This is a genomic window from Streptomyces sp. BBFR2, assembly GCF_044497305.1.
GTDB lineage: Bacteria > Actinomycetota > Actinomycetes > Streptomycetales > Streptomycetaceae > Streptomyces.
On record NZ_CP172415.1, the window covers coordinates 222,710 to 241,275 of the forward strand.

General features: G+C 72.8%; 16 protein-coding genes and 1 pseudogene. 9 read left to right on the forward strand and 8 right to left on the reverse strand.

The window, feature by feature from the left end:
- The first annotated feature begins 30 nt into the window (after positions 1–30).
- Positions 31–903: a TauD/TfdA dioxygenase family protein gene (locus tag ACGH2B_RS00890; RefSeq protein WP_399082437.1), complete on the forward strand. Its 873-nt coding sequence runs from the start codon at positions 31–33 to the stop codon at positions 901–903.
- A gap of 47 nt (positions 904–950) precedes the next feature.
- Here ACGH2B_RS00890 and ACGH2B_RS00895 read toward each other — a convergent pair whose 3' ends face one another.
- Both ACGH2B_RS00895 and tatA read right to left on the reverse strand, forming a co-directional pair.
- Complete coding sequence (locus ACGH2B_RS00895; protein WP_399082440.1) at positions 951–1,751, reverse strand: hypothetical protein; 801 nt, start codon at positions 1,749–1,751, stop codon at positions 951–953.
- A gap of 142 nt (positions 1,752–1,893) precedes the next feature.
- Positions 1,894–2,157: pseudogene (gene tatA / locus ACGH2B_RS00900) on the reverse strand (Sec-independent protein translocase subunit TatA); the annotation flags it as partial.
- A 135-nt stretch (positions 2,158–2,292) separates the two neighbouring features.
- On the opposite strand from tatA, the gene ACGH2B_RS00905 reads away from it, so the two are divergent.
- The gene (locus tag ACGH2B_RS00905) at positions 2,293–3,810 is read left to right on the forward strand and encodes an LCP family protein (RefSeq protein WP_399082443.1); all 1,518 of its coding nucleotides are present in this window, start codon (positions 2,293–2,295) and stop codon (positions 3,808–3,810) included.
- A 27-nt stretch (positions 3,811–3,837) separates the two neighbouring features.
- Here the strand turns inward: ACGH2B_RS00905 and mgtA are convergent, their stop codons facing one another.
- From mgtA to ACGH2B_RS00925, 4 genes are all read right to left on the reverse strand, one after another.
- Positions 3,838–6,486: a magnesium-translocating P-type ATPase gene (gene mgtA / locus ACGH2B_RS00910; RefSeq protein WP_399082446.1), complete on the reverse strand. Its 2,649-nt coding sequence runs from the start codon at positions 6,484–6,486 to the stop codon at positions 3,838–3,840.
- Positions 6,479–6,769, reverse strand: a complete 291-nt coding sequence (locus tag ACGH2B_RS00915) for an ArsR/SmtB family transcription factor (RefSeq protein WP_399096600.1) — start codon at positions 6,767–6,769, stop codon at positions 6,479–6,481. The genes mgtA and ACGH2B_RS00915 overlap by 8 nt, the downstream gene beginning before the upstream one ends.
- A 368-nt stretch (positions 6,770–7,137) precedes the next feature.
- A complete protein-coding gene (locus ACGH2B_RS00920; RefSeq protein WP_399096604.1) occupies positions 7,138–8,085 on the reverse strand; it encodes a hypothetical protein in 948 nt (315 codons plus the stop codon).
- A gap of 161 nt (positions 8,086–8,246) precedes the next feature.
- Entirely contained in the window at positions 8,247–8,765 is a 519-nt protein-coding gene (locus tag ACGH2B_RS00925) for a lytic polysaccharide monooxygenase auxiliary activity family 9 protein (protein WP_399082449.1), read from the reverse strand.
- A 319-nt stretch (positions 8,766–9,084) separates the two neighbouring features.
- Here ACGH2B_RS00925 and ACGH2B_RS00930 point away from each other — a divergent pair, with 319 nt between their 5' ends.
- The 3 genes from ACGH2B_RS00930 to ACGH2B_RS00940 all read left to right on the forward strand — a co-directional run bounded on the left by ACGH2B_RS00930 (position 9,085) and on the right by ACGH2B_RS00940 (position 11,238).
- Entirely contained in the window at positions 9,085–9,438 is a 354-nt protein-coding gene (locus tag ACGH2B_RS00930) for a WXG100 family type VII secretion target (RefSeq protein WP_399082451.1), read from the forward strand.
- 25 nt (positions 9,439–9,463) lie between these two features.
- Positions 9,464–9,784 (forward strand): WXG100 family type VII secretion target, encoded by a 321-nt coding sequence (locus ACGH2B_RS00935; protein ID WP_399082454.1) that lies wholly within the window; start codon positions 9,464–9,466, stop codon positions 9,782–9,784.
- Between the two features lie 77 nt (positions 9,785–9,861).
- Positions 9,862–11,238: an EsaB/YukD family protein gene (locus ACGH2B_RS00940; RefSeq protein WP_399082457.1), complete on the forward strand. Its 1,377-nt coding sequence runs from the start codon at positions 9,862–9,864 to the stop codon at positions 11,236–11,238.
- A gap of 188 nt (positions 11,239–11,426) precedes the next feature.
- On the opposite strand, the gene ACGH2B_RS00945 is transcribed toward ACGH2B_RS00940, so the two are convergent.
- Positions 11,427–12,170, reverse strand: a complete 744-nt coding sequence (locus ACGH2B_RS00945) for a response regulator transcription factor (RefSeq protein ID WP_399082460.1) — start codon at positions 12,168–12,170, stop codon at positions 11,427–11,429.
- Positions 12,171–12,570: 400 nt separating this feature from the next.
- On the opposite strand from ACGH2B_RS00945, the gene ACGH2B_RS00950 reads away from it, so the two are divergent.
- Both ACGH2B_RS00950 and ACGH2B_RS00955 read left to right on the forward strand, forming a co-directional pair.
- Positions 12,571–13,578 carry a hypothetical protein gene (locus ACGH2B_RS00950; RefSeq protein WP_399082463.1) on the forward strand — a complete coding sequence of 336 codons (1,008 nt, stop codon included), beginning with the start codon at positions 12,571–12,573 and terminating at the stop codon, positions 13,576–13,578.
- A complete protein-coding gene (locus ACGH2B_RS00955; protein WP_399082466.1) occupies positions 13,575–16,343 on the forward strand; it encodes a right-handed parallel beta-helix repeat-containing protein in 2,769 nt (922 codons plus the stop codon). The genes ACGH2B_RS00950 and ACGH2B_RS00955 overlap by 4 nt, the downstream gene beginning before the upstream one ends.
- Before the next feature lie 135 nt (positions 16,344–16,478).
- Here the strand turns inward: ACGH2B_RS00955 and ACGH2B_RS00960 are convergent, their stop codons facing one another.
- Positions 16,479–17,231, reverse strand: coding sequence for a hypothetical protein (locus ACGH2B_RS00960; RefSeq protein WP_399082469.1), 753 nt, complete (start codon positions 17,229–17,231; stop codon positions 16,479–16,481).
- Positions 17,232–17,430: 199 nt separating this feature from the next.
- Here ACGH2B_RS00960 and ACGH2B_RS00965 point away from each other — a divergent pair, with 199 nt between their 5' ends.
- Together ACGH2B_RS00965 and ACGH2B_RS00970 are read left to right on the forward strand one after the other, a co-directional pair.
- Entirely contained in the window at positions 17,431–17,748 is a 318-nt protein-coding gene (locus ACGH2B_RS00965; protein ID WP_399082472.1) for a WXG100 family type VII secretion target, read from the forward strand.
- A 142-nt stretch (positions 17,749–17,890) separates the two neighbouring features.
- Positions 17,891–18,433, forward strand: a complete 543-nt coding sequence (locus ACGH2B_RS00970; RefSeq protein ID WP_399082475.1) for a WXG100 family type VII secretion target — start codon at positions 17,891–17,893, stop codon at positions 18,431–18,433.
- Positions 18,434–18,566 lie beyond the last annotated feature (133 nt).

Here is an 18,566-nt window from a genome sequence, read left to right on the forward strand (position 1 = left end):
ACCGACCCCACCCACCGAAGGAAAGCAGACATGGAGCAGTACGAACTCGACGCCATCGAGCGCCTGACCAGCCGGCCCGCCAGGGAGTACCGGACCATCGAGGTCGCACCGCTCACCAAGGTGATCGGCGCCGAGGTGTCGGGCCTGGACCTGACGCAGGAGCTGTCGGACGAGCAGCTCGCCGAGTTGAAGACCGCCTTCCTCGACCACCACGTCCTGGTCCTGCGGGATCAGGACATGAGCCCCGAGGACCATCTGCGGCTCGCCTCCCACTTCGGTGAGCTGCGGCCGGTCAACCCGCCGCCGCCGGAGGGCGACCCGCACATCCTGGAGATCACCACCACCGCCGGCGCCCAGGACGTGGCGGGCAACGCCTGGCACGCGGACGGCACCGCCGACGCCGAGCCGTCGCTCGGCTCGATGCTGCACATCCTCGAAACCCCGGAGGGCGGCACCGGCGGCGACACCCTCTTCGCCAACATGCACCTCGCGTACGAGATGCTCTCCCCGACGATGCGCGGTCTCCTCGACGGGCTGACCGCGATCCACGACGGGCGGCTGGCGTTCGGGGACCGGCCGATACCCGAGGGCCACATCACCTACCGGAACGAGCACCCGGTGGTGGTGCGCCACCCGGAGACCGACCGCAAGCTCCTCTACGTCAACCCGATCTACGTCCAGCGGATCCCGCAACTGTCGCAGCCGGAGAGCCGGGCCCTGCTGGAGATGCTCCACCAGACGGTGTCGGGGCGGCCGCTGCTCCAGTGCCGGGTGCGCTGGGAGCCCAAGACCCTGGTGTTCTGGGACAACCGCTGTGTGCAGCACCACGTCTCGTACGACTACTACCCGCTCACCCGCCACGGCCGCCGGGTGGCGATCAACGGCGGGCCGCTGAAGGGCTGAGCCGTACCCCGGGGCGGGGCCGGGCGACCGGCGCCGCCCCGGCCGTTTCAGCGCTCCGCGGCGCCGCCCGGGCCGCCGAAGTCCGGGCTCGTGAAATCGGGACTCGCGAAGTGGGGACCGGCGAAATCGGGGGCGCTGAAGCCGGGCCCCGGGCGCTCGCGGACCGGCGGCCCGGCCGCCCCGGGCTTCCCCGCCGCGTCCCCCAGCCGGGCCCGCAGGAACGGCAGCAGACCGCGGGTGACCAGCGCTTCCCGGTAGACGGTCAGGGCGCGGGCCGCCTCGGTCTCCGCCGTCGGACGGCCGCTCGCCGAGGGCCGGTTGCGGGCCGCGGCCGCCAGGACCCACAGCAGACCGCAGAGCGCCGCCACCGCCGCGACCGCGGCGGCGATCTCGCCCGCCACGATCAGCTCGTCGGCCAGCGGGCTCTGGAGTCCCACCGCGCGCAGCCCGAAGCCGAGCAGCAGGAAGATGGCGGCGGCGACCGCCGCGAGCCCCGGTACGAGCACCCCGAGCGCGGGCAGCACCCCGCCGGTGGCCCGGGTCAGCGGCCGGACCGGCGGCCGGGCCGCGGCGCGGGCGACGGCGAACCGGTGGTAGGCGCGGTACTCCTCCTGCGCGGCGGCGGCGATCACGGTCACCGAGCGCAGCGCCTCGGTGCGCAACTGCCCCGCGTCGGGGTCGCCGTCCGCGCGGCGCAGCGCCTCCGCGATCTCCCGGGTCGCCAGGGCGCGTTCCAGAAGCTGCGGGAAGTCCGCCTCGTCCGGTGGCCGGAACGCGTCGTTCGTCGGCATGTGAACCCCCGTGATCTGCGCGGTCGAAAAGGTGGTACGGGCACTCTCGTCAGCCATCGCCGGTCCCCCGGCCGGTGGCGGGCACGGCCGCCGGGGCGGAGCCGCCGGACCCGGCGGGGCGGGCGGTGCCCGGCGCGGGCAGCGGCTGCGCGGCGGGGCCGGCGGTCCCGTGGGCCGGGGTGGCGGGCGCCGGGTCGCCGGTCCCGGAAGCGGGGGCCGGGGCTGCGGGTGCCGGGCCGGGTGCGGCGTCCGGTGTGTGGAAGGTGGCGTAGGGCGCGGGCTCCGCGGGCGGCGGTCCGGCGTCGGTGCCGTCGCGTTTCATCGCCTTGGTCTCGCTCTTGAGGATCCGCAGGGATTTGCCCAACGCCCGTGCGGTGTCGGGGAGTTTGCGGGAGCCGAAGAGCAGGATCACCACGAGTCCCACGATCAGCAGGTGCCAGGGCTCCAGTCCGTTGCGCAGCATCGCCGCCGCCTCTCGGATTGCCGGTCGCCGGTGGTACACCGGCATTTACTTGCTACATTGCGCAACTATACAACTCTGGGCGGGGGGTGAACCGCCTTTCCCCCAGGAGAAATCCGGGCAATTGAGGGTGCACACGTGACAGGCAGCCATTCGGCACGCGACGGACGCCGCGACGGGGACAACGCCGCCCGGGGGCGGCGCAGGCGCAAGCGCAGCAAGGCCCGGATAGCCGGGGTGACCACCGCGTCCTTCGTGGTCCTGCTGGCCGCCGGCGCCGGATGGATCTACCACCGGCTCGACGGCAACATCACCACGTTCGGCGCCGACGGCGTCAGCCGCGACCGCCCCGCCCCCGCCGCCGGCGGCAGCAACGTCCTCGTCATCGGCTCCGACTCCCGCTCGGGCAAGAACAGCGAACTGGGCGGCGGCGAGGGCGACGTGGGCCGCTCCGACACCGCGTTCCTGCTGCACATCTACGGCGACCGCAAACACGCCCTCGCCGTGTCCATCCCCCGCGACGCCCTCGTCGACATCCCGCCCTGCAAGCTCCCGGACGGCTCCTGGACCCGACCGCGCGCCCACACGATGTTCAACTCCGCGTTCTCCGTCGGCGAGACGCCCCTGGGCAACCCCGCCTGCACCCAGAACACCGTCGAGAAACTGACCGGCGTCCGCGTCGACCACACCGTCGTCGTCGACTTCAACGGCTTCGCGAAGATGACCGAAGCCGTCGGCGGTGTCCCCGTCTGCGTACCGCAGGACGTCTACCAGGGCGATCTCAACCCGAAACGCGGCTCACGCGGCGCACGGATCTTCACCAAGGGCCCGCAGACCGTCGAGGGACGCAAGGCCCTCGACTACGTACGGCTGCGGCACGGCATCGGCGACGGCTCCGACATCGGCCGGATCAAACGGCAGCAGGCGTTCGTCTCCGGGCTGATACGCAAGATCAAGGAGCAGGGCTTCAACCCCACCGCACTGCTGCCGCTCGCCACCGCGGCCACCGAATCCCTCACCGTCGACCCGGAGTTGGGCAGCGCCCAAAAACTCCTGTCGTTCGCGATGTCGCTCAAGGACATCGATCTGCACAACACCGCGTTCGTCACCGTCCCCTGGCGCTACCAGGGCGCGCGGGTCGCGATCGTGCACCCCGCCGCCGACTCCCTCTGGGCGTCCCTGCGCGCCGACCGCACCCTCGACGGCGAGGACGCCGCCGGCAGCGGCGCCCCGAAGAAGAAACCCACCGCGCCCGCCTCCGAGGCACCCGTCTCCGGCACCGGCATCCGCGTCACCGTCCTCAACGGCACCCACACCACGGGGCTCGGCGCCCGGGTCGGCGACGCCCTGCGGGAAGCGGGCTTCACCGTCGTCGCCACCAGCACCGCACCGTCCCAGGACCACACCACCACACGGATCTCCTACGGCCCCGGCGAGGAGGACCGGGCCCGCACCACCGCCCGGCTCTTCCCCGGCGCCGAACTCCACCAGGAACCCGCCCCCGGCATCACGGTGACCGTCGGCAGCTCGTACTCCGGGCAGCCCTCCCCCGGCGCCACCACCGCGCCGCCCGCGGACGGCAAGGTGCCCACGGAGGTCTCCGACGACGCCCGCACCGCCGACGACGACGCCTGCGCCAAGCTGTCGTACGGCTGATGAGGGGCGCGGTCCGGGCCCGTACGGTCAGCGGGTGCCGGGCAGGTACCGCCGCCGCGCCGCGACGAGCGCCGTCCCGTACAGCGCGAGGACGGCGGCGAGCAACGCGTAGTACAGCGGCGGCGGTGCGGCCAGGCCCAGCGGCGGGCCCAGCGCGGAGAGCGGCAGCAGCAGGCCGATGACGGCGAGGGCCGCCGCGGCGCACGGGACCGGCCCCGGGCGGCCCCGCACCGTGAGATGTCCGGCGCGCAGCACCAGCATCACCAGCGCCTGGGTGAAGAGGTTCTCGGTGAACCACGCGGCGTGGAACACCTCCTCACCGCCGGCGCCCGCGGTGTGCAGGGCCACCGCGAGAGCGGCGAACGTCGCCACGTCGGCGGCGGCGTTGATCAGCCCGAACACCGTGATGAACCGCAGGAACGCACGCGGCCGCAGCGCCGCGGGAGCGCGCAGTACCGCCTCGCCCGGCCGGTCCAGCGCGAAGGCGAGCTGGGCGGCATCGAAGCAGAGATTCTGCACCAGGACCTGCGCGGGCAGCATCGGCAGGAACGACAGCAGCAGCCCGGCGCCGAGCATCGCGAGGACGTTGCCGAGGTTGGACGAGAGCGTGATGCGCAGATACGCGGCGAGCGAGCCGCTGCTGTACCGCCCGGCGGCGACCGCCCGGCCGATGGCGGTGAGGTCCTTCTTTGCCAGCACCACGTCGGCGCCCTCCCGCGCCACCGTCACCGCACCGCGCGGGGTGATGCCGACATCGGCGGCGTGCAGCGCGGGCACGTCGTTGACCCCGTCGCCGAGGAAACCGGCGACCTGCCCGGCCCCGCGCAGCGCGGCGACGATCCGGGCCTTGTCGGCGGGGGTGCAGCGGGCCACGACGGTGGCGCCGCCGACGGCCGCGGCGAGGGCCGGTCCGTCCAGCTCCGCCAGCGCCCCGGCGGTCAGCACCTCGCCGGGGTCGAGGCCCAGATCCCGGCAGGCGCGGGCGGCGGTGCCCGGGTGGTCGCCGGTGAGGATCTTGACGCGGACGCCGCGCCGGGCCAGGACGTCCAGCGCGTCGGCCGCCGACGGGGCGAGGGCGTCGCGCAGCGCGACGAAACCGAGGAAGGTCAGCCCCCGCAGATCGGCCGCCCGCCACTCACCGGTGCGGGCGGGGCGGTCCGCGACGGCGACCGCGAGCAGCCGCAGCCCGGCGTCCGTCTCCCGCGCCACCCGGTCGAGCAGCCGCGCCCGCCCGGCGTCGTCCAGCGCGGTCTCGGCTCCGTCGTCGCGCACCCGGGCGCAGCGGGCGAGGACGTCCTCGGCCGCGCCCTTGACGACGAGGGTGTGGGTGCCGAGCGCGCCGGGGCGGCGGACGACGGCGGCGGCGAGGCGCCGCACCGGGTCGAAGGGGAGCGCCGCGACGCCGTCGTGGGCGAGCGGATCGGCGCCCGCCTCGTCCGCGGCGGCGAGGATGGCCTCGTCGAGGCTGTCCGGGGCGGGCAGCTCGGCGAGTTCGAGGGTCCAGAAACCGGCGACGGCGGCCCAGCGCAGCACGCCCGGATCGGGGCGGCCCCGGGCGTCCACGGAGTGTTCGACCAGCGGCCGGTCCTGGGTGAGGGTGCCGGTCTTGTCGAGGCAGAGGACCTGCATCGCGCCGAGGTCGTGGAGGGCGGGCAGCCGTTTGACGATCACGCCGCCGGTGCGGGCGAGCTTCGCGGCGCCGCGCGCCAGCGTCGCGGTGACGACCACCGGCAGCATCTCCGGTGTCAGTCCGACGGCGACGGCCACCGCGAACGGCAGCGTCTCCAGCCCCCGCCCGCGCACCGCCGCGTTCGCCATCAGCACCAGCGGCGGGGTCAGCAGCATGAAGCGGATCAGGGTCCAGGCGATGCCGTGGACGGAGCGGTCGAACGCCGTCTCGCCGCGGCGCCGCCCGAAGGCGCGGTACGCGGCGGCGAAGCGGGTGTCCGCGCCGGTGGCGACGACCAGCCCGGTGCCGCTGCCGGTGGCGACGCTGCTGCCCTGGAAGCACAGGTGCGGCGGGTCCGCGTCACCGCCGCCTCGCGGATCGTCCACGGCGTGCTTGGCCACCGGGGCGGACTCGCCGGTCAGCGCCGCCTGGTGGACGCTCAGCCCGTTCGCCCGCAGCAGCCGCAGATCGGCGGGGACCAGATCGCCCGGCCCCAGCCGCACCACATCGCCGACGACCAGTTCCTCGACGGGGATCTCCCGCACCCGGGGCGGGGCGTCGCCGTCGGGGCGGCGCTGCACCGCCGCCGTGGTCGCGACCATCTCCCGCAGCGCCGCCATCGCCCGTCCGGCGTGCGCCTCCCCGGCCGAGCGCAGCACACAGCTCACGACGACCAACGCCGTGATCACACAGGCGGTGCCCCAGGACGACACGGTCGCCGAGACCAGTCCGAGGCAGAGCAGTACGGCGGTGAACGGATCGCGCAGGCTGCGCAGGAACCGGCGCGGCCAGGACGGGGTGTACCAGGCGGGAACGGTGTTCTCGCCATCGCGTACGAGCCGCTCGTCGGCCTCGCTCTCGGTGAGGCCACGCGGTCCGCTGGCCAGGCGGCGCATGAGCTGGAGCGGGGTGAGGGCGGCGTCCGCGGCGCCCGGGGCGGTGCCGGCGGGGGTCTGCCGGGGGCCGGGCAGATGGCCGGTGCCCGGTGCCGCTTCGGTCTCAGCCACCGAAGCGGCGGGCGCCGGACGCGTGCTGCCCGCCGCGGTCGGCGAGCCGTCCGACGAGGAGCCGGACGACGGCCACCACATCGGGGTCGTCGACGAGATAGACCACCCGGCGGCCCTCGCGGCGCGAGCGGACCAGACCGGCGAGCTTCAGCTTGGACAGGTGCTGGCTGACGGCGGGCAGCGCGCCGCCGACGCGTTCGGCGAGCCCGCTGACGTCGCTCTCGCCCTGGGTCAGCGACCAGACGAGATGCAGCCGCGGCGGCGAGGCCAGCAGTCCGAACATCGCGGCCGCCTCCGCCAGCACCTCGGCGGACGGATCCGCCCCGCCACCCTCGATGCCCCTTGCCACTGCCGTCTCCGTCCCCCTGGGCGTATGCCTCGTACCGGGGGTCAGTCTAGAGCGGCCGGGCGCGGGCAGGTCCGGCGGCGGGACGCCGGGGCCGCGCGGTGGCGGCGTCCGGCCGGAGGGGCGGTTCCCGATCGGCGCGGCGGCCGGTGGCGACGGAGCCGGACGGGCCCGGCGGGCGGCCGGGTGCGGACATGGTGAGACCCCGCGCACGGGGGATGACGCGGGGCCTCACTCGGGATAACGGGTCCAGGGGCGTCCGGGTTCCCTTTCCCGGGGAAAAAGCCGGAAGAATTTTCCGGGCCTCACGCCTCGCCCTCGACGAGGCGCTCCAGCATGTGCTGGAAATCGCCGTCCACGACCACCCGCAGCCCGGCCCCGTCCAGCTCACTGAGCGGGGTCATCACGCCGCGGCGCCACCAGAACACGTTGGGGCTGATCGCGCCCGCCGCGTCCTCGTGTCCGGCGGCGGCGAACTCGGCCATCGCCTGGAGCGCCGGGATGACCTGCGCGTCGCGGATGCGGTGGAAGCCGAGTTGATGGCGGAAGGGCATCGCGACGAGCGCGCCGTCGGCGGTGAGCGGGGTGCCCGTGATCCGTTCGACCAGTTCGCCGAGGACCAGTACCCGGCTGGCGGTGAAGAACGAGTCGCCGAAGAGCACCTCGAAGGAGGCGCCGTCCGGGCGGCGCACCGTCTCGTGTCCCTCGACCGGCAGGGCGCGCAGATTGTTCATCGCGCGGATGCGCAGCTCGGCGATGTCGCCGACGTCCAGCAGGGAGTCCTCGCTGAGCATCTGCACCGCGTCGGGCAGGTCGAGCGCCAGCACCTCCCGCAGCCCCTCGGCGGGCTCGCGGCCGTAGCGGAACGCGTCGGAGGCGGGCAGGGTCTCCTCCGCGACGAGGCGGGGGTAGAGGCAGGCGCGGATCTCGTCGGCGGAGAGGATCTCCAGCGGCTGCGGGCCGTCCATGGTGCGCAGCACCTTGCCGACGTGGTCGCGGACGAGACCGGGCCAGCTCCGTTCGCCGCGGCGGTCGCGGTGGCAGACGGCGGCGAGGTTGCCGAGGCCGAAGCGGCGGCCGCCGGAGTCGGTGACGACGCCCGCGTAGACCGTGACCTCCAGGCCCTGCTCGGCGAATGCCTGACGGACCTGGGAGCGGAAGACGCCGCCCTCTCTGTCCGAGAAGAAGGAGAACTCCCCGTCGCGTGGCGTGTCGCGGGGATCCCGCTTCGGTCCTCGGCGGAACAGGCCCATCTCGTCCTCCCGGCGACGGCCACGTACGACGGCCACGAAAGGCCGATCGTATCGGGTGTGCCGGGGCGGTGTTCACCGCGTGGCGCGGGGGCGGGGCGGGCGGTGCCCGGGACGGCCGGGCCGGAAGCGGAACCGGCCGTCCGGGGCGGGCGCGGTGCCGGTCAGCCGCCGATGTTGACGTCGATGCAGGCGTAGAAGGCGTTCTCGGTGTCGGCGATGTTCCAGACCGCGAGGACCTTCTGCTTGCCGGAGATGCCGCCGAAGTTCACCTGGTGGGTGACGGTGGCTCCGGGCTGGGCGCCGTGGTCGTCGAACTCGGCAACCTTGTTGCTGCCGACGAAGTACTGCCAGGTGCTGGTGGCGTGACGGGCCTCCAGCTTCCAACTGAAGCTGGCGGTGCTGGGGATGGGGGTGACCTTCCAGCCCTTGGAGTCGTCGTCGAGGTCGGCCCACCGCTCGTCGCCGCCGCTGCAACTGGTCAGCCCCTTCGGGCCCTCGACGCTCTGCGGCTCCCACTTGATGGGTCCGCACTTGACGGTGCCCGCCGCGCACTGGGCCTGGCGGCTGGGCGGGTTGGAGATGTAGCCGTGGGCGCTGGCGGAGCCCGCGGGGACGGTGACGACGAGCAGCGGGGCGATGGCAGCGCCGATGCCCATGGCCAGCCTGCGTTTCCGGTTCATGGCATACCTTTCGCGGAGGAGGCCACCGCGGAAGAGACCGGGACGCGGCGCCGCCTGGCACGCACGCCCCCCTGGCAGCCTCGGGAGTGGGGGTGAATGACGCGAAGGTGGTGCACTGGCGGCCGGGCCGGGGCCGTCTCCGGTAGCCGACACCGGAGGCACGGTTCCGACCCGCCCGCCAATTGGTCTGGACTTTACCTGTTGTCGGCGCACGGTCAAGAGGTCGGGACGGTTCCGGGGCGCGGGCGGGACATCTGAACAGGGGACTGTCTCGACGCGTCGCCCTGCTGCGACAGTGAGCCCAAAGGAGTCGACGCCGGTGGAGACCGGCCGTGATGAGGGCGGGCAGATGACGACGGATTACCAGGTAACTCCGGAGATGGTCGCGGAGGCCGCCGTCTCCTGCGACAACACCGCCGCCGAGGTCGAGGCCAAGCTCCAGATGCTCAAGGCGTACGTGGTCCAACTGGAGGACATGTGGCAGGGCGTCGCCCACCAGACGTTCGTCGGCTACATGCAGCAGTACGACGTCAACGCCCAGCACCTGCACCACGCGCTCACGGAGATCGCGACGGGCCTGCGCACCAACCACGTCAACTACACCCAGTCCGAGGAAGACAACATCCGGCGGCACAAGGCGCTGGAGTCCCAGCTTCCGCCGGCCCGGATCTGACGGACCCGACGAACCAGGAGCCACCGTGTCCATCGACAGCTCGCACATCAAGGTCGCCTCGGGTCTTGAGGGCGCCAGTGCCTACATCAACACCCTCGCCGATCAGATCCTCACGGAGCTGGACCAGCTCAAGGCCAAGATCGCCCCGATCGCCGAGACCTGGGGCGGTCAGGCGCAGGTGCAGTACCAGGCGCTGCAGACGGAGTGGGACACCGCCGCCGCGGGCCTGTTCGGGCCGCACGGCGTGCTCGGCGAGGTCTCCCGCGCGATGCACATCAACTACACCAACTACTCCGACGCCGAGGGTGCCAACATCCGCACCTGGCAGAACAGCGCGGGCGGCTGAGCCTCCCGTTCACCGCCGCTCCCCGAGCGGCGCCGCACCACGCACCAAGCACGCACGAGAGGGACTGACAGCACCCGATGGCCGATGAGCGCTGCCGGATCACGGTCGTGGGCGAGCACAGGCAGGTGGACCTCGCGGTCCCGGCCCGTGCTCCCATCGCCGAGTACATCGATGACCTGGCCCGCCTGTGCGAGCTGGAGGAGAACGAGCTGATGCCCGCCGCGTGGTCGCTGGCGACGGGCACCGGCGGGGCCATCGCGCCCGAACACAGCCTCGCCGACCTCGGCATGGCGGACGGCCAGCTCCTGTACCTGCGCGACGTGGTCGCCGACGAGTTCGACGAGCCCGTCGTGCTGGACGTCGCCGAGCAGGTCTCCGAGGTCTCCGAGCAGGCCCTGGAGCGGCGCTGGGACGCCCGGTCGCGGACCGTGACGGTGCTGGCCTGCGGGCTGGTCTGGTGGCTGGCCGCACTGGTGCTGGTCGCCGTGGCCGAGCCGGTCGAGGCCGCGGTCACCGGCACCGCCGCCGCCGCGCTGGGTCTGCTGCTGCCGGGGCTCTCCTGGCTGGCGACGGAGCGGCGCTGGTCCGTCCCGGGCTCGGTCCGGCTGGCGCTGGCGCTGAGCGCGATCCCGTGCCTGGCGGTCGCGTCGTGGACGCTGGTGGCCCAGGAGACCGCGCCGTCCGCCGCGCTGACGGCGAACGGGACGACCGCGCTGTGCCTGGCGGGCGGGGTGCTCGTGGGTGCCGTGCTGGCCGCCGTCGCGTCGATGGGCGTGACCACCACGGCGGTGCTTCTCGGGGCGCTGATCGGCACGGTGGTGACCGGTCTGCTGGCGCTGCTCAAGGCCGACACCGCGCAGTGCGCCGCGGTGATCTCCGTCGTCGCGTTCGGGCTGCTGCTGATCGCGCCGGCGACGGCCGGGCGGGTGGCCGCGTTCGGCTACCGGCGCCAGGGCGGTTCGACGCCGGAGGGCGCGGAGCTTCAGACCGCGGTGAAGACCGCGATGCTGCTGCTGGCGCTGTGGGGCGGGGTGCTGTCGCTGGCGTGCGCCGTCGCGCTGGTGCTGCTCGCCACCGACAAGACCTCGCCGTTCACCGCGGCGATCACCGCCTGCATCGGGCTGGGTCTGCTGCTGCGGGCCGGTGCCGCGAAGGTCGTGGTCGAGGTGGCGCCGGTCGGTGTCGCCGGTGCGATCGGGTTGTTCACGCTGCTGCTGGCCGGGCCCGTGCAACTGGATCTGCCGGGCTGGACCGGTCCGGCCGCCGCCCTGGCCGTCGGCGCCGTGCTGGTCCTGTACGGCTTCCGGCGCCTGATGCGCCCGGAGCTGCCCTCGATGCGGCGCCCCGTCTGGTTCGGTGGACTCGGTGCGGTCCTGGGCGCCTTCGCCATCCCCCTCACCGTCGCCGCCTTCGGCGTCTTCGACCAGCTCATGGGCGTCGGCCGGAATCTGTGAGGGACGACGTGCGGGCGACGGAGGGCTACCGGCCGGGGCCGGCGGCGGACTGCGCGGTGGTGTGTGCGCGGTCCGCCGGCCAGGCGTCGGTGGTGACCGCCGCCGTCCGGCGTCTGGGGGGTACGCCGGTAGTGCCGTCCGGTGCCGGGTCCTCGGCGTCCGGTACGGCGGGTGCCGCGGTGGTGCCGTCAGTTCTTGCCGAGCAGCAGGGAGCGGGAGCGGCTGGCCATCGGGCCGCGCGGCGCCCGGCCCACCGCGGGCGCCGGCGCCCCTTCACCGCCGGCCGCCGCGGGGTCGCGCAGCAGGCCCAGTTCGATGGCGGTGCGGGTGAGGTCGGCCTTGTTGCCGACGTTGAGCTTGGTGCGGATGCGCTTGACGTACGTGCTGACCGTGGCTTCGGTCAGGCCCATCCGGCGGCCTATCTGACTGTGGGTCAGGCCCTCGGCGAGCAGCCGCAGCGCCTCCAGTTCGCGGCGGGCGAGCGAGCGCGGTTCGGCGCCGCCGGGCTGCTGGAGTTCGGACTGGAGCCTCGGCACGAGCGTCGAGGAGAGGTGGAAGCCGCCGAGGACCACGGTGTCGACGGCGCGCAGCAGCTCCTCGTCGTCCACCCGGCCGGTGACGCAGCCCAGGACTCCGGCGCGGACGGCCTCCAGTACGCGGTGGGGCCGGTTGAAGTCCGAGACCAGAAGCACCGGGGCGCAGGCGACGAGCCGGGCCAGGGTCTGGCCGGGGAGTTCGGCCTCGGTGGCGCAGTCGTGCACGGGCGGCCCGTACAGGATCGCGTCAGGGGCCGGGGCGCCGAAGGGGAAATCCTGCACGCGTTCCACCGCGGCCACCACTTCGAGCCGCGGGCTCTGGGAGAGCACCCTCTCCAGTCCGTGCCGGACCAGGTTCTGATGCTCGATAATGGCAATTCGCGCACTATTGGACATGCGTATTCCCGTCCTCAGGTCTTTGCGTCACACTCAGATCCCCCTGCACAGCACACTATCCGGGCAGCGAGTCGATGCCGTTTCAATGTACCGGACAAAATCAACAGTGCACGGACTGTCGGGCGATCCGTAACGGAACCGAAGCAGTGCAGGTCAGGACGGTGACGCGACAGTCGACTCCCTGCAGACGCACCGGGGACGGATCTCTCACCGCTTCAGTTCCCGCCAGCAGGTCACGATTGCATAATGATTCGCCATGGCCGTGTAATAAATTCGCGTGACACCGCGAGACAAATCGCTCAAGCTGAATTGATTTTCCCCCGCCGACATTTCCTGTTTACCTCCCGGCGGTATTCTGTGCCGCCTGTCCCTTACGGCAAGACAATTGGAGAGTACGTACGTGGCTGACCAGGAGAAGCCCGCGCAGCCCGCTGCCGAGGCACCCGGCCGCCTGCCGGAGGAGGACCGGCACGGTTTCGTCTCCGCGTTCGTGGGCGGCGTCCGCCCCGAGGGCGAGCAGGGCAAGCCCGGTAAGCGGCTGGTGGCGATCGGTATCGCGGTCGTCGCCGCACTGAGCCTCGGTGCCCTCGCCATCGGCGCGCTCAGCAGCTCGGGCGACAAGAAGAACCAGGCCGACAAGGTGGCCCCGGCCGGCGCCACCGCCAAGGCCGACCACCGCCAGGACGGCAAGGCGTCCCCCGACGGTCCCGGTTCCGCCACGGGCGGCACCGGCGGGCAGCAGCAGACCATGCCGGACGGCCAGCGGATCATCCCCGCCGAGGACAACTCCACCTCGGGCTCGACGCACACCCCGCCGTCGCCCACCGCCACCACCAAGGACGAGAGCGGCAAAACCGTCTCCCGTACCTCCGCCCAGACGTTCACCGCGCTCGCCGGATTCGGCTGCCCGTCGAGCCCGGCGGCCAAGATCTGGACGAAGGACCCCAACTTCAGCCAGGAAGCGGGGTGGCTGAAGTCCTCCAGCGGCGGTTACACCGGTTCCGGCTGCAACGGCCAGTACCTGTCCATCCCCATGTCCGGCTCGTCGACGAAGTACGACGCGACGCAGTACGTGCTGTGGAAGTTCGACTACCGCGCCAAGATCAAGGGCGCGGCCTCCTGCCGTCTCGCGGTCTTCGTGCCGGGCAGCTCGGACATCCGGCACGTCGGCGGCAAGCCCGCCAAGTACGCGGTCTACGCGTCGGACCACAGCGGCGGTGCCGCCGCCGGCAGCTTCGACGTCGACCAGGTCAACAACCGCGGCAAGTGGCTGGCCCGTGGCCCGTTCAAGGTCGACGGCGGCTTCGTGACCGTCAAGATGTTCAACACCGGCATCGACTACACGTCGTCCACCAAGGACGCGCACGACGCTGCCGGGCCGGTCCAGCTCAGCTGCACAGCGGCATGATCGGGCGGTCCAGCGGCGCGGCCGCACTTCGCGTCGGAGCCCGGGGCTGGGGCGGGCACCGCACCATCGGCGCGGCGTTGCGCGCCGCTGGACCGGGCACCGTGGTGTCGGTCCAACCCGGCACGTACACCGAGAACATCACCCTGGAACGGGACATCACCCTCGTCGCCGAACAGGGCGCGGGAACGGTCCGGCTGGTGTCCCCCCGCGGCACGGCGCTGACCGTCCTCGGCGGCACCGGGGAGGTCCGCGGGCTCACCGTCCAGGGCATCGACCCCGAGCAGCCCGCCGTCGCCGTGAGCGGCGGCACCGCCGTCCTCGACGGCTGCGAGATCACCGGCGGGCGGGTGGAGGTCTCCGGCACCGCCGCGCCGACGCTGCGCGACTGCACGGTGCACGGCGCGGGCGGACCCGCCGTCCGTCTGAGCGGCGACAGCCGGGCGACCCTGGAGCGGGTGACCGTCACCGACACCCGCGGCACCGCACTGCTGGTGGAGCACGGCGCGGACGCGACCGTCACCGCGCTGACCGTCAACACCGCGGCCGGGCACGGCGTCCAGGTCCGCGGGCCGGCCACCGCCACCTTCACCGACTGCGAGATCACCAGGACCACCGCGGCGGCGCTCGCCGTCGAGGACGACGCCCGGCCGGTGCTCCGCTCCTGCCGGCTGACCGACGGCTCCGCCCAGGGTGTCCTGGTCACCTCCGCCGCCACCGGCACCACCCCGCTGCCCGTACCGGACGACGCCGACGCGGGCAGCGGCCCGGAGGGCGACGCCGGGGCGTCCGGGAACACCGCGGGCGTCCTGCTGCACGACTGCGAGATCGCCCGCAGCGGCACCGCGGGCGTACAGGCCGCGGGCCCGGTGCTGCTGACGCTGCGTTCCTGCCGGATCGACGAGTCCGGGGGCGTCGGCGTGCTCGCCGCCCAGGGCGCGGCGTTGCGGCTGGACGCCACCACCGTCGGCGACTCCGCCGACAGCGGGCTGGCGGCCGGCGGCACCGCGCAGGTCGAGATGCGCGGCGGCGCGCTCGCCCGCTCCCGCGCCAACGGCGTCTTCGCCACCGACGAGGCGCGGCTGACGCTCCTGGACTGCGCGATCACCGACAGCGCCTTCACCGCCCTGCACCTGGCGGGCTCCGCCCGCGCCACGGTCCGTGACGGGGAGCTGCGCGGCACCCCGCAGCACGGCGCGCGGGTCACCGAACGCGCCCTGCTGACACTCACCGGCACTCGCGTGGAGTCGGCCGAACTGTCCGGCATCGCGGTGGACGGCGGCGATCTGACCGCCCGCCGCTGCCGGGTGACGGACGCCGGGACGGGCATCAGCCTGACCTCCGCGCACCGTCCGCTCCTCGACAACTGCGAGATCGCCGACTGCGGCACCGGCCTGGAGGTGACCGCGGACACCGGCGCGCTGGTGGCGGACACCCGGGTGCGCGGCAGCCGCTCGGCCGGGGTGTTCCTCGGCGAGCGCTCCACCGCCTGGCTCGACAGTTGCGAGATCACCGACAGCAAGGGCAGCGCCCTGGTGCTGTGGAACGGCGCCCGGCCACGGGTCAGCGGCGTCCGTATCGCCCGCTCCGCGAAGAACGGCGTGTATGTCGCCGACGGCGCGGCGGGGCTGCTGACCGACTGCGACATCTCGGCCACCGGCTTCCCGGCGCTCTACGTCGGCAAGGACGCCAAGCCCGTGGTGCGCCGCTGCGTGGTCCGCGACGCCGACGAGGACCTGAAGCTGGCGGACGGCGCGGACCCGGTCTTCGAGGACTGCCGGGTCGACGGGGTGAAGGACAGCACCCTGCCGGTCTCCGCGTCCGCCCCCGCCCCGGCCGGCCCCCGCGCCCTGGCGGCGGGCGGTGCCCCCGGTACCACCCCGCCCGCCGGCGCCGAGGTCACCGAGGCGTCCACCGAGTCGCTGGAGGACCTGCTCGCCGAACTCCGGTCGCTGATCGGTCTGGAGCGCGTCAAGCAGGACGTGGAGACGCTGGTCAAGCTGATGCAGTTGGTCCGGCGCCGTACCGAGGCGGGTCTGCCGCCGCCCCCGCTCAGCCGCCATCTGGTCTTCGCGGGCAACGCCGGTACGGGTAAGACGACGGTCGCCCGGCTCTACGGCCGCCTGCTGACCGCGCTGGGGCTGCTCTCCCGCGGCCATCTGGTCGAGGCGGACCGGGGCGCGCTGGTCGGCGAGTACGTCGGTCACACCGCGCCGAAGACCACCGCGGTCTTCCGGCAGGCGGTCGGCGGTGTCCTCTTCATCGACGAGGCGTACGCGCTGGTGCCGCACGGCCAGGGCAACGACTTCGGTCTGGAGGCCATCTCCACACTGGTGAAGCTGATGGAGGACCACCGCGAGGACGTGGTGGTGATCGTCGCCGGCTACCCCGACGACATGGGCCGGTTCATCGACGCCAACCCCGGTCTCGCCTCCCGGTTCACCCGGACCCTGCTCTTCGACGACTACGACACCGACGAGCTGGTCGGCATCGTGGCGCAGCAGGCCGAGCACCACCGCTACGAACTGGGCGAGGCCACGACGGACGCGCTCACCACGTACTTCGCGGGCGTGGAGCGCGACGACCGGTTCGGCAACGGCCGTACCGCCCGTCAGCTCTTCCAGCGGATGACGGAGCGCCACGCGGCACGCCTCGCCGACACCGCCCTGCTCACCTCCGCCACCCCCGACGAGGCGGACCTCGAAGCGGAGACGAAGAACCTGGTGACGCTGTTGCCGGAGGACATCCCGCCGCTGCAGACGCTGTAGCCGCGGCAGGGCGAAGGACAGGCCGCAGGCCGGACGGCGAAGGGCCGGGCCACCGTTCCATGGGGAGCGGTGGCCCGGCCCTTCGCCGTACGACCCGGTGAGTGCGCGATCGCCGTACGACCGGTGAGCGCGCGGTCACTCCGCGATCGGCTTGCCCCGTGGCTCGGGGAAGGCGGACGAGTGGTCGGCGCTGGCGTAGAAGGTGCCGGCGCGGTCCAGCCGGACGATGAACTCTCCGGCGAGCTCCAGAGAGTTGGCGCACAGGGCCAGTACCTGGTTCATCTTCGGGACCATGCCCGCGGCGAAGTACTTGGCGGCGTCCTGGAGCCTTTCGTCCGGCTCGTTGCCGCCGTTGTGCTTGGCGTAGTTGGGGCCCACGCCACTGTTGCTCTGCTTGCCGTGGGGCGCGCTGCCGTCCTTCTTGCCCCAGTCGTCCTTGTGTGTCGCCTGCTGGCCGAAGGTGGCGTTGTCGGTCGACGCCGTGTACACGAGCGCCTTCAGCGTGGTGTAGGCGTCGACCGAGCGCCGGGACGCCTCCAGCATCGTCTGCATGGCGTCGGCGATGCTGCCGACGCCCACGTTGATCGCCGGATGGATGCCCGCGGAGGTGGTGTCGCCGCCGCCGTTGCCACCGTTCGTCTTCGGCATGTAGGTCGTGATGGGCGGGGCGTCGCCCCAGATCATCGACAGGGAGGGCGGCTGCTGGTAGCTGGGAACGGTCTGCTGTTCCTGCTTCTGTTTCTGCTTCTCCTCCTCCGGCAGCGCGTCGTACTCCTCCTTTTTCTTCTTTTTCTCCTCCTCCGACAGGCCGGCGTTCGGGTCTTGCGGCTTGTCCTCGTTGTAGACCCTGGGCGGGCCGTGCCGTGAGTTCATCGGATCCACTGCCATGGGTGCCTCCACCGGGTGCGCTCGGGTAGGGTCCGGTCAATCCCAGCTCATCCCACCGGATTCCGGCGGCGACCTTCCAGGTCCCTGTTCAGAGACGCCGACGGGGACGCCCCGGGGGAAGGTCCCCGTTCTGAGACACCGCACCTGTCGGAAAACTGGGGCGTACCCCCGCGCAGGTGACCGCGGCTAGGGTCGAAAGGTGGCCTCTCATACCCTGACCCTGACCGAGTTCCGCGTCGAGCTGGAGCATCTTCGCGACGCCATGTCCACGGTGAAGGGCTGCACCGCGGACATCGAGAACGACGTGATGCTCGTGAAGCAGGTCCTCAACCTCGCCGAGGGCGTCTGGCAGAGCCCGTCGGGTGCGACCTTCGGCAACCTCCAGCGGGAGTTCAGCGACAACATGACCGTCCTCGCCGACCTGCTGCGCGACATGTCGGACCGGATGAACGCCGCGTACGAGGAGTACCGGCAGGTCGAGGAGACCAACACCCAGAACTTCCACAAGAACCACTAGCCGCGCCGGACGCCGTCACACGACGGGCCGCCCGGCTTCCCGGTGCGGCGGCGTCAGGCGTCAGGACCACGCCCGCGAGGGAGCCACCCGAGCCGCCCGTCCCGGCCCGGAGTGCACTCCACCACCCTCTCCAGGAGCACCGGTGAGCCCCAAGCAACCCGATCCCATCGACCTCGATCCGACGAAGGCGCCCGTCTACGGCCTCCACGGGGCCAACAACGCCCAGATCAGCGTCGACGCCCAGATGCTGCGGGTCTTCAGCACCCAGCTCGGCGGCACCGACGGCGGCGGCGGGCTGGTCGCGAACCTCGCCTCCCAGATCTCCACGATCAACTCCGTGATGAGCAATCTGAAGCTCGCCTGGGCCGGCAGGACCAAGGACGAGATGCAGGCGTTCTACGACCGCTGGGACGCCTGCATGACCGATCTGTTCGGCAAGCACGGCGACGACGCCAGTGCGGCGAACGCCGTCCTGCCGCGGATCGCCTTCGCGCTGGGGGCCGCGGGCAACAACTACCTCCAGGCCGAGGACAACATCGTCCGGGAATTCACCGAGTTCAAGACGCAGATCACCGAGACCGGCCGGGACCCCGTGCTGCAGCCGGGACAGGCCCCGCCGCCCCCGCCCACGCCGAAGAGCATCAACGACCCGTCGAAGACCGCGGTCGCCGAGACCTACGGCTGACGCTCCGCCGCCCGGCCACCGCGCCCGGGTACCCGCTCCACCCTCCGCACCACCGGCGGTGCCCCCGACTCCCTCCGGGGGCACCGCCGTCTCTCCCCCACTCCGCTCGCTCCGTCCCACAGGTGATGTCGCC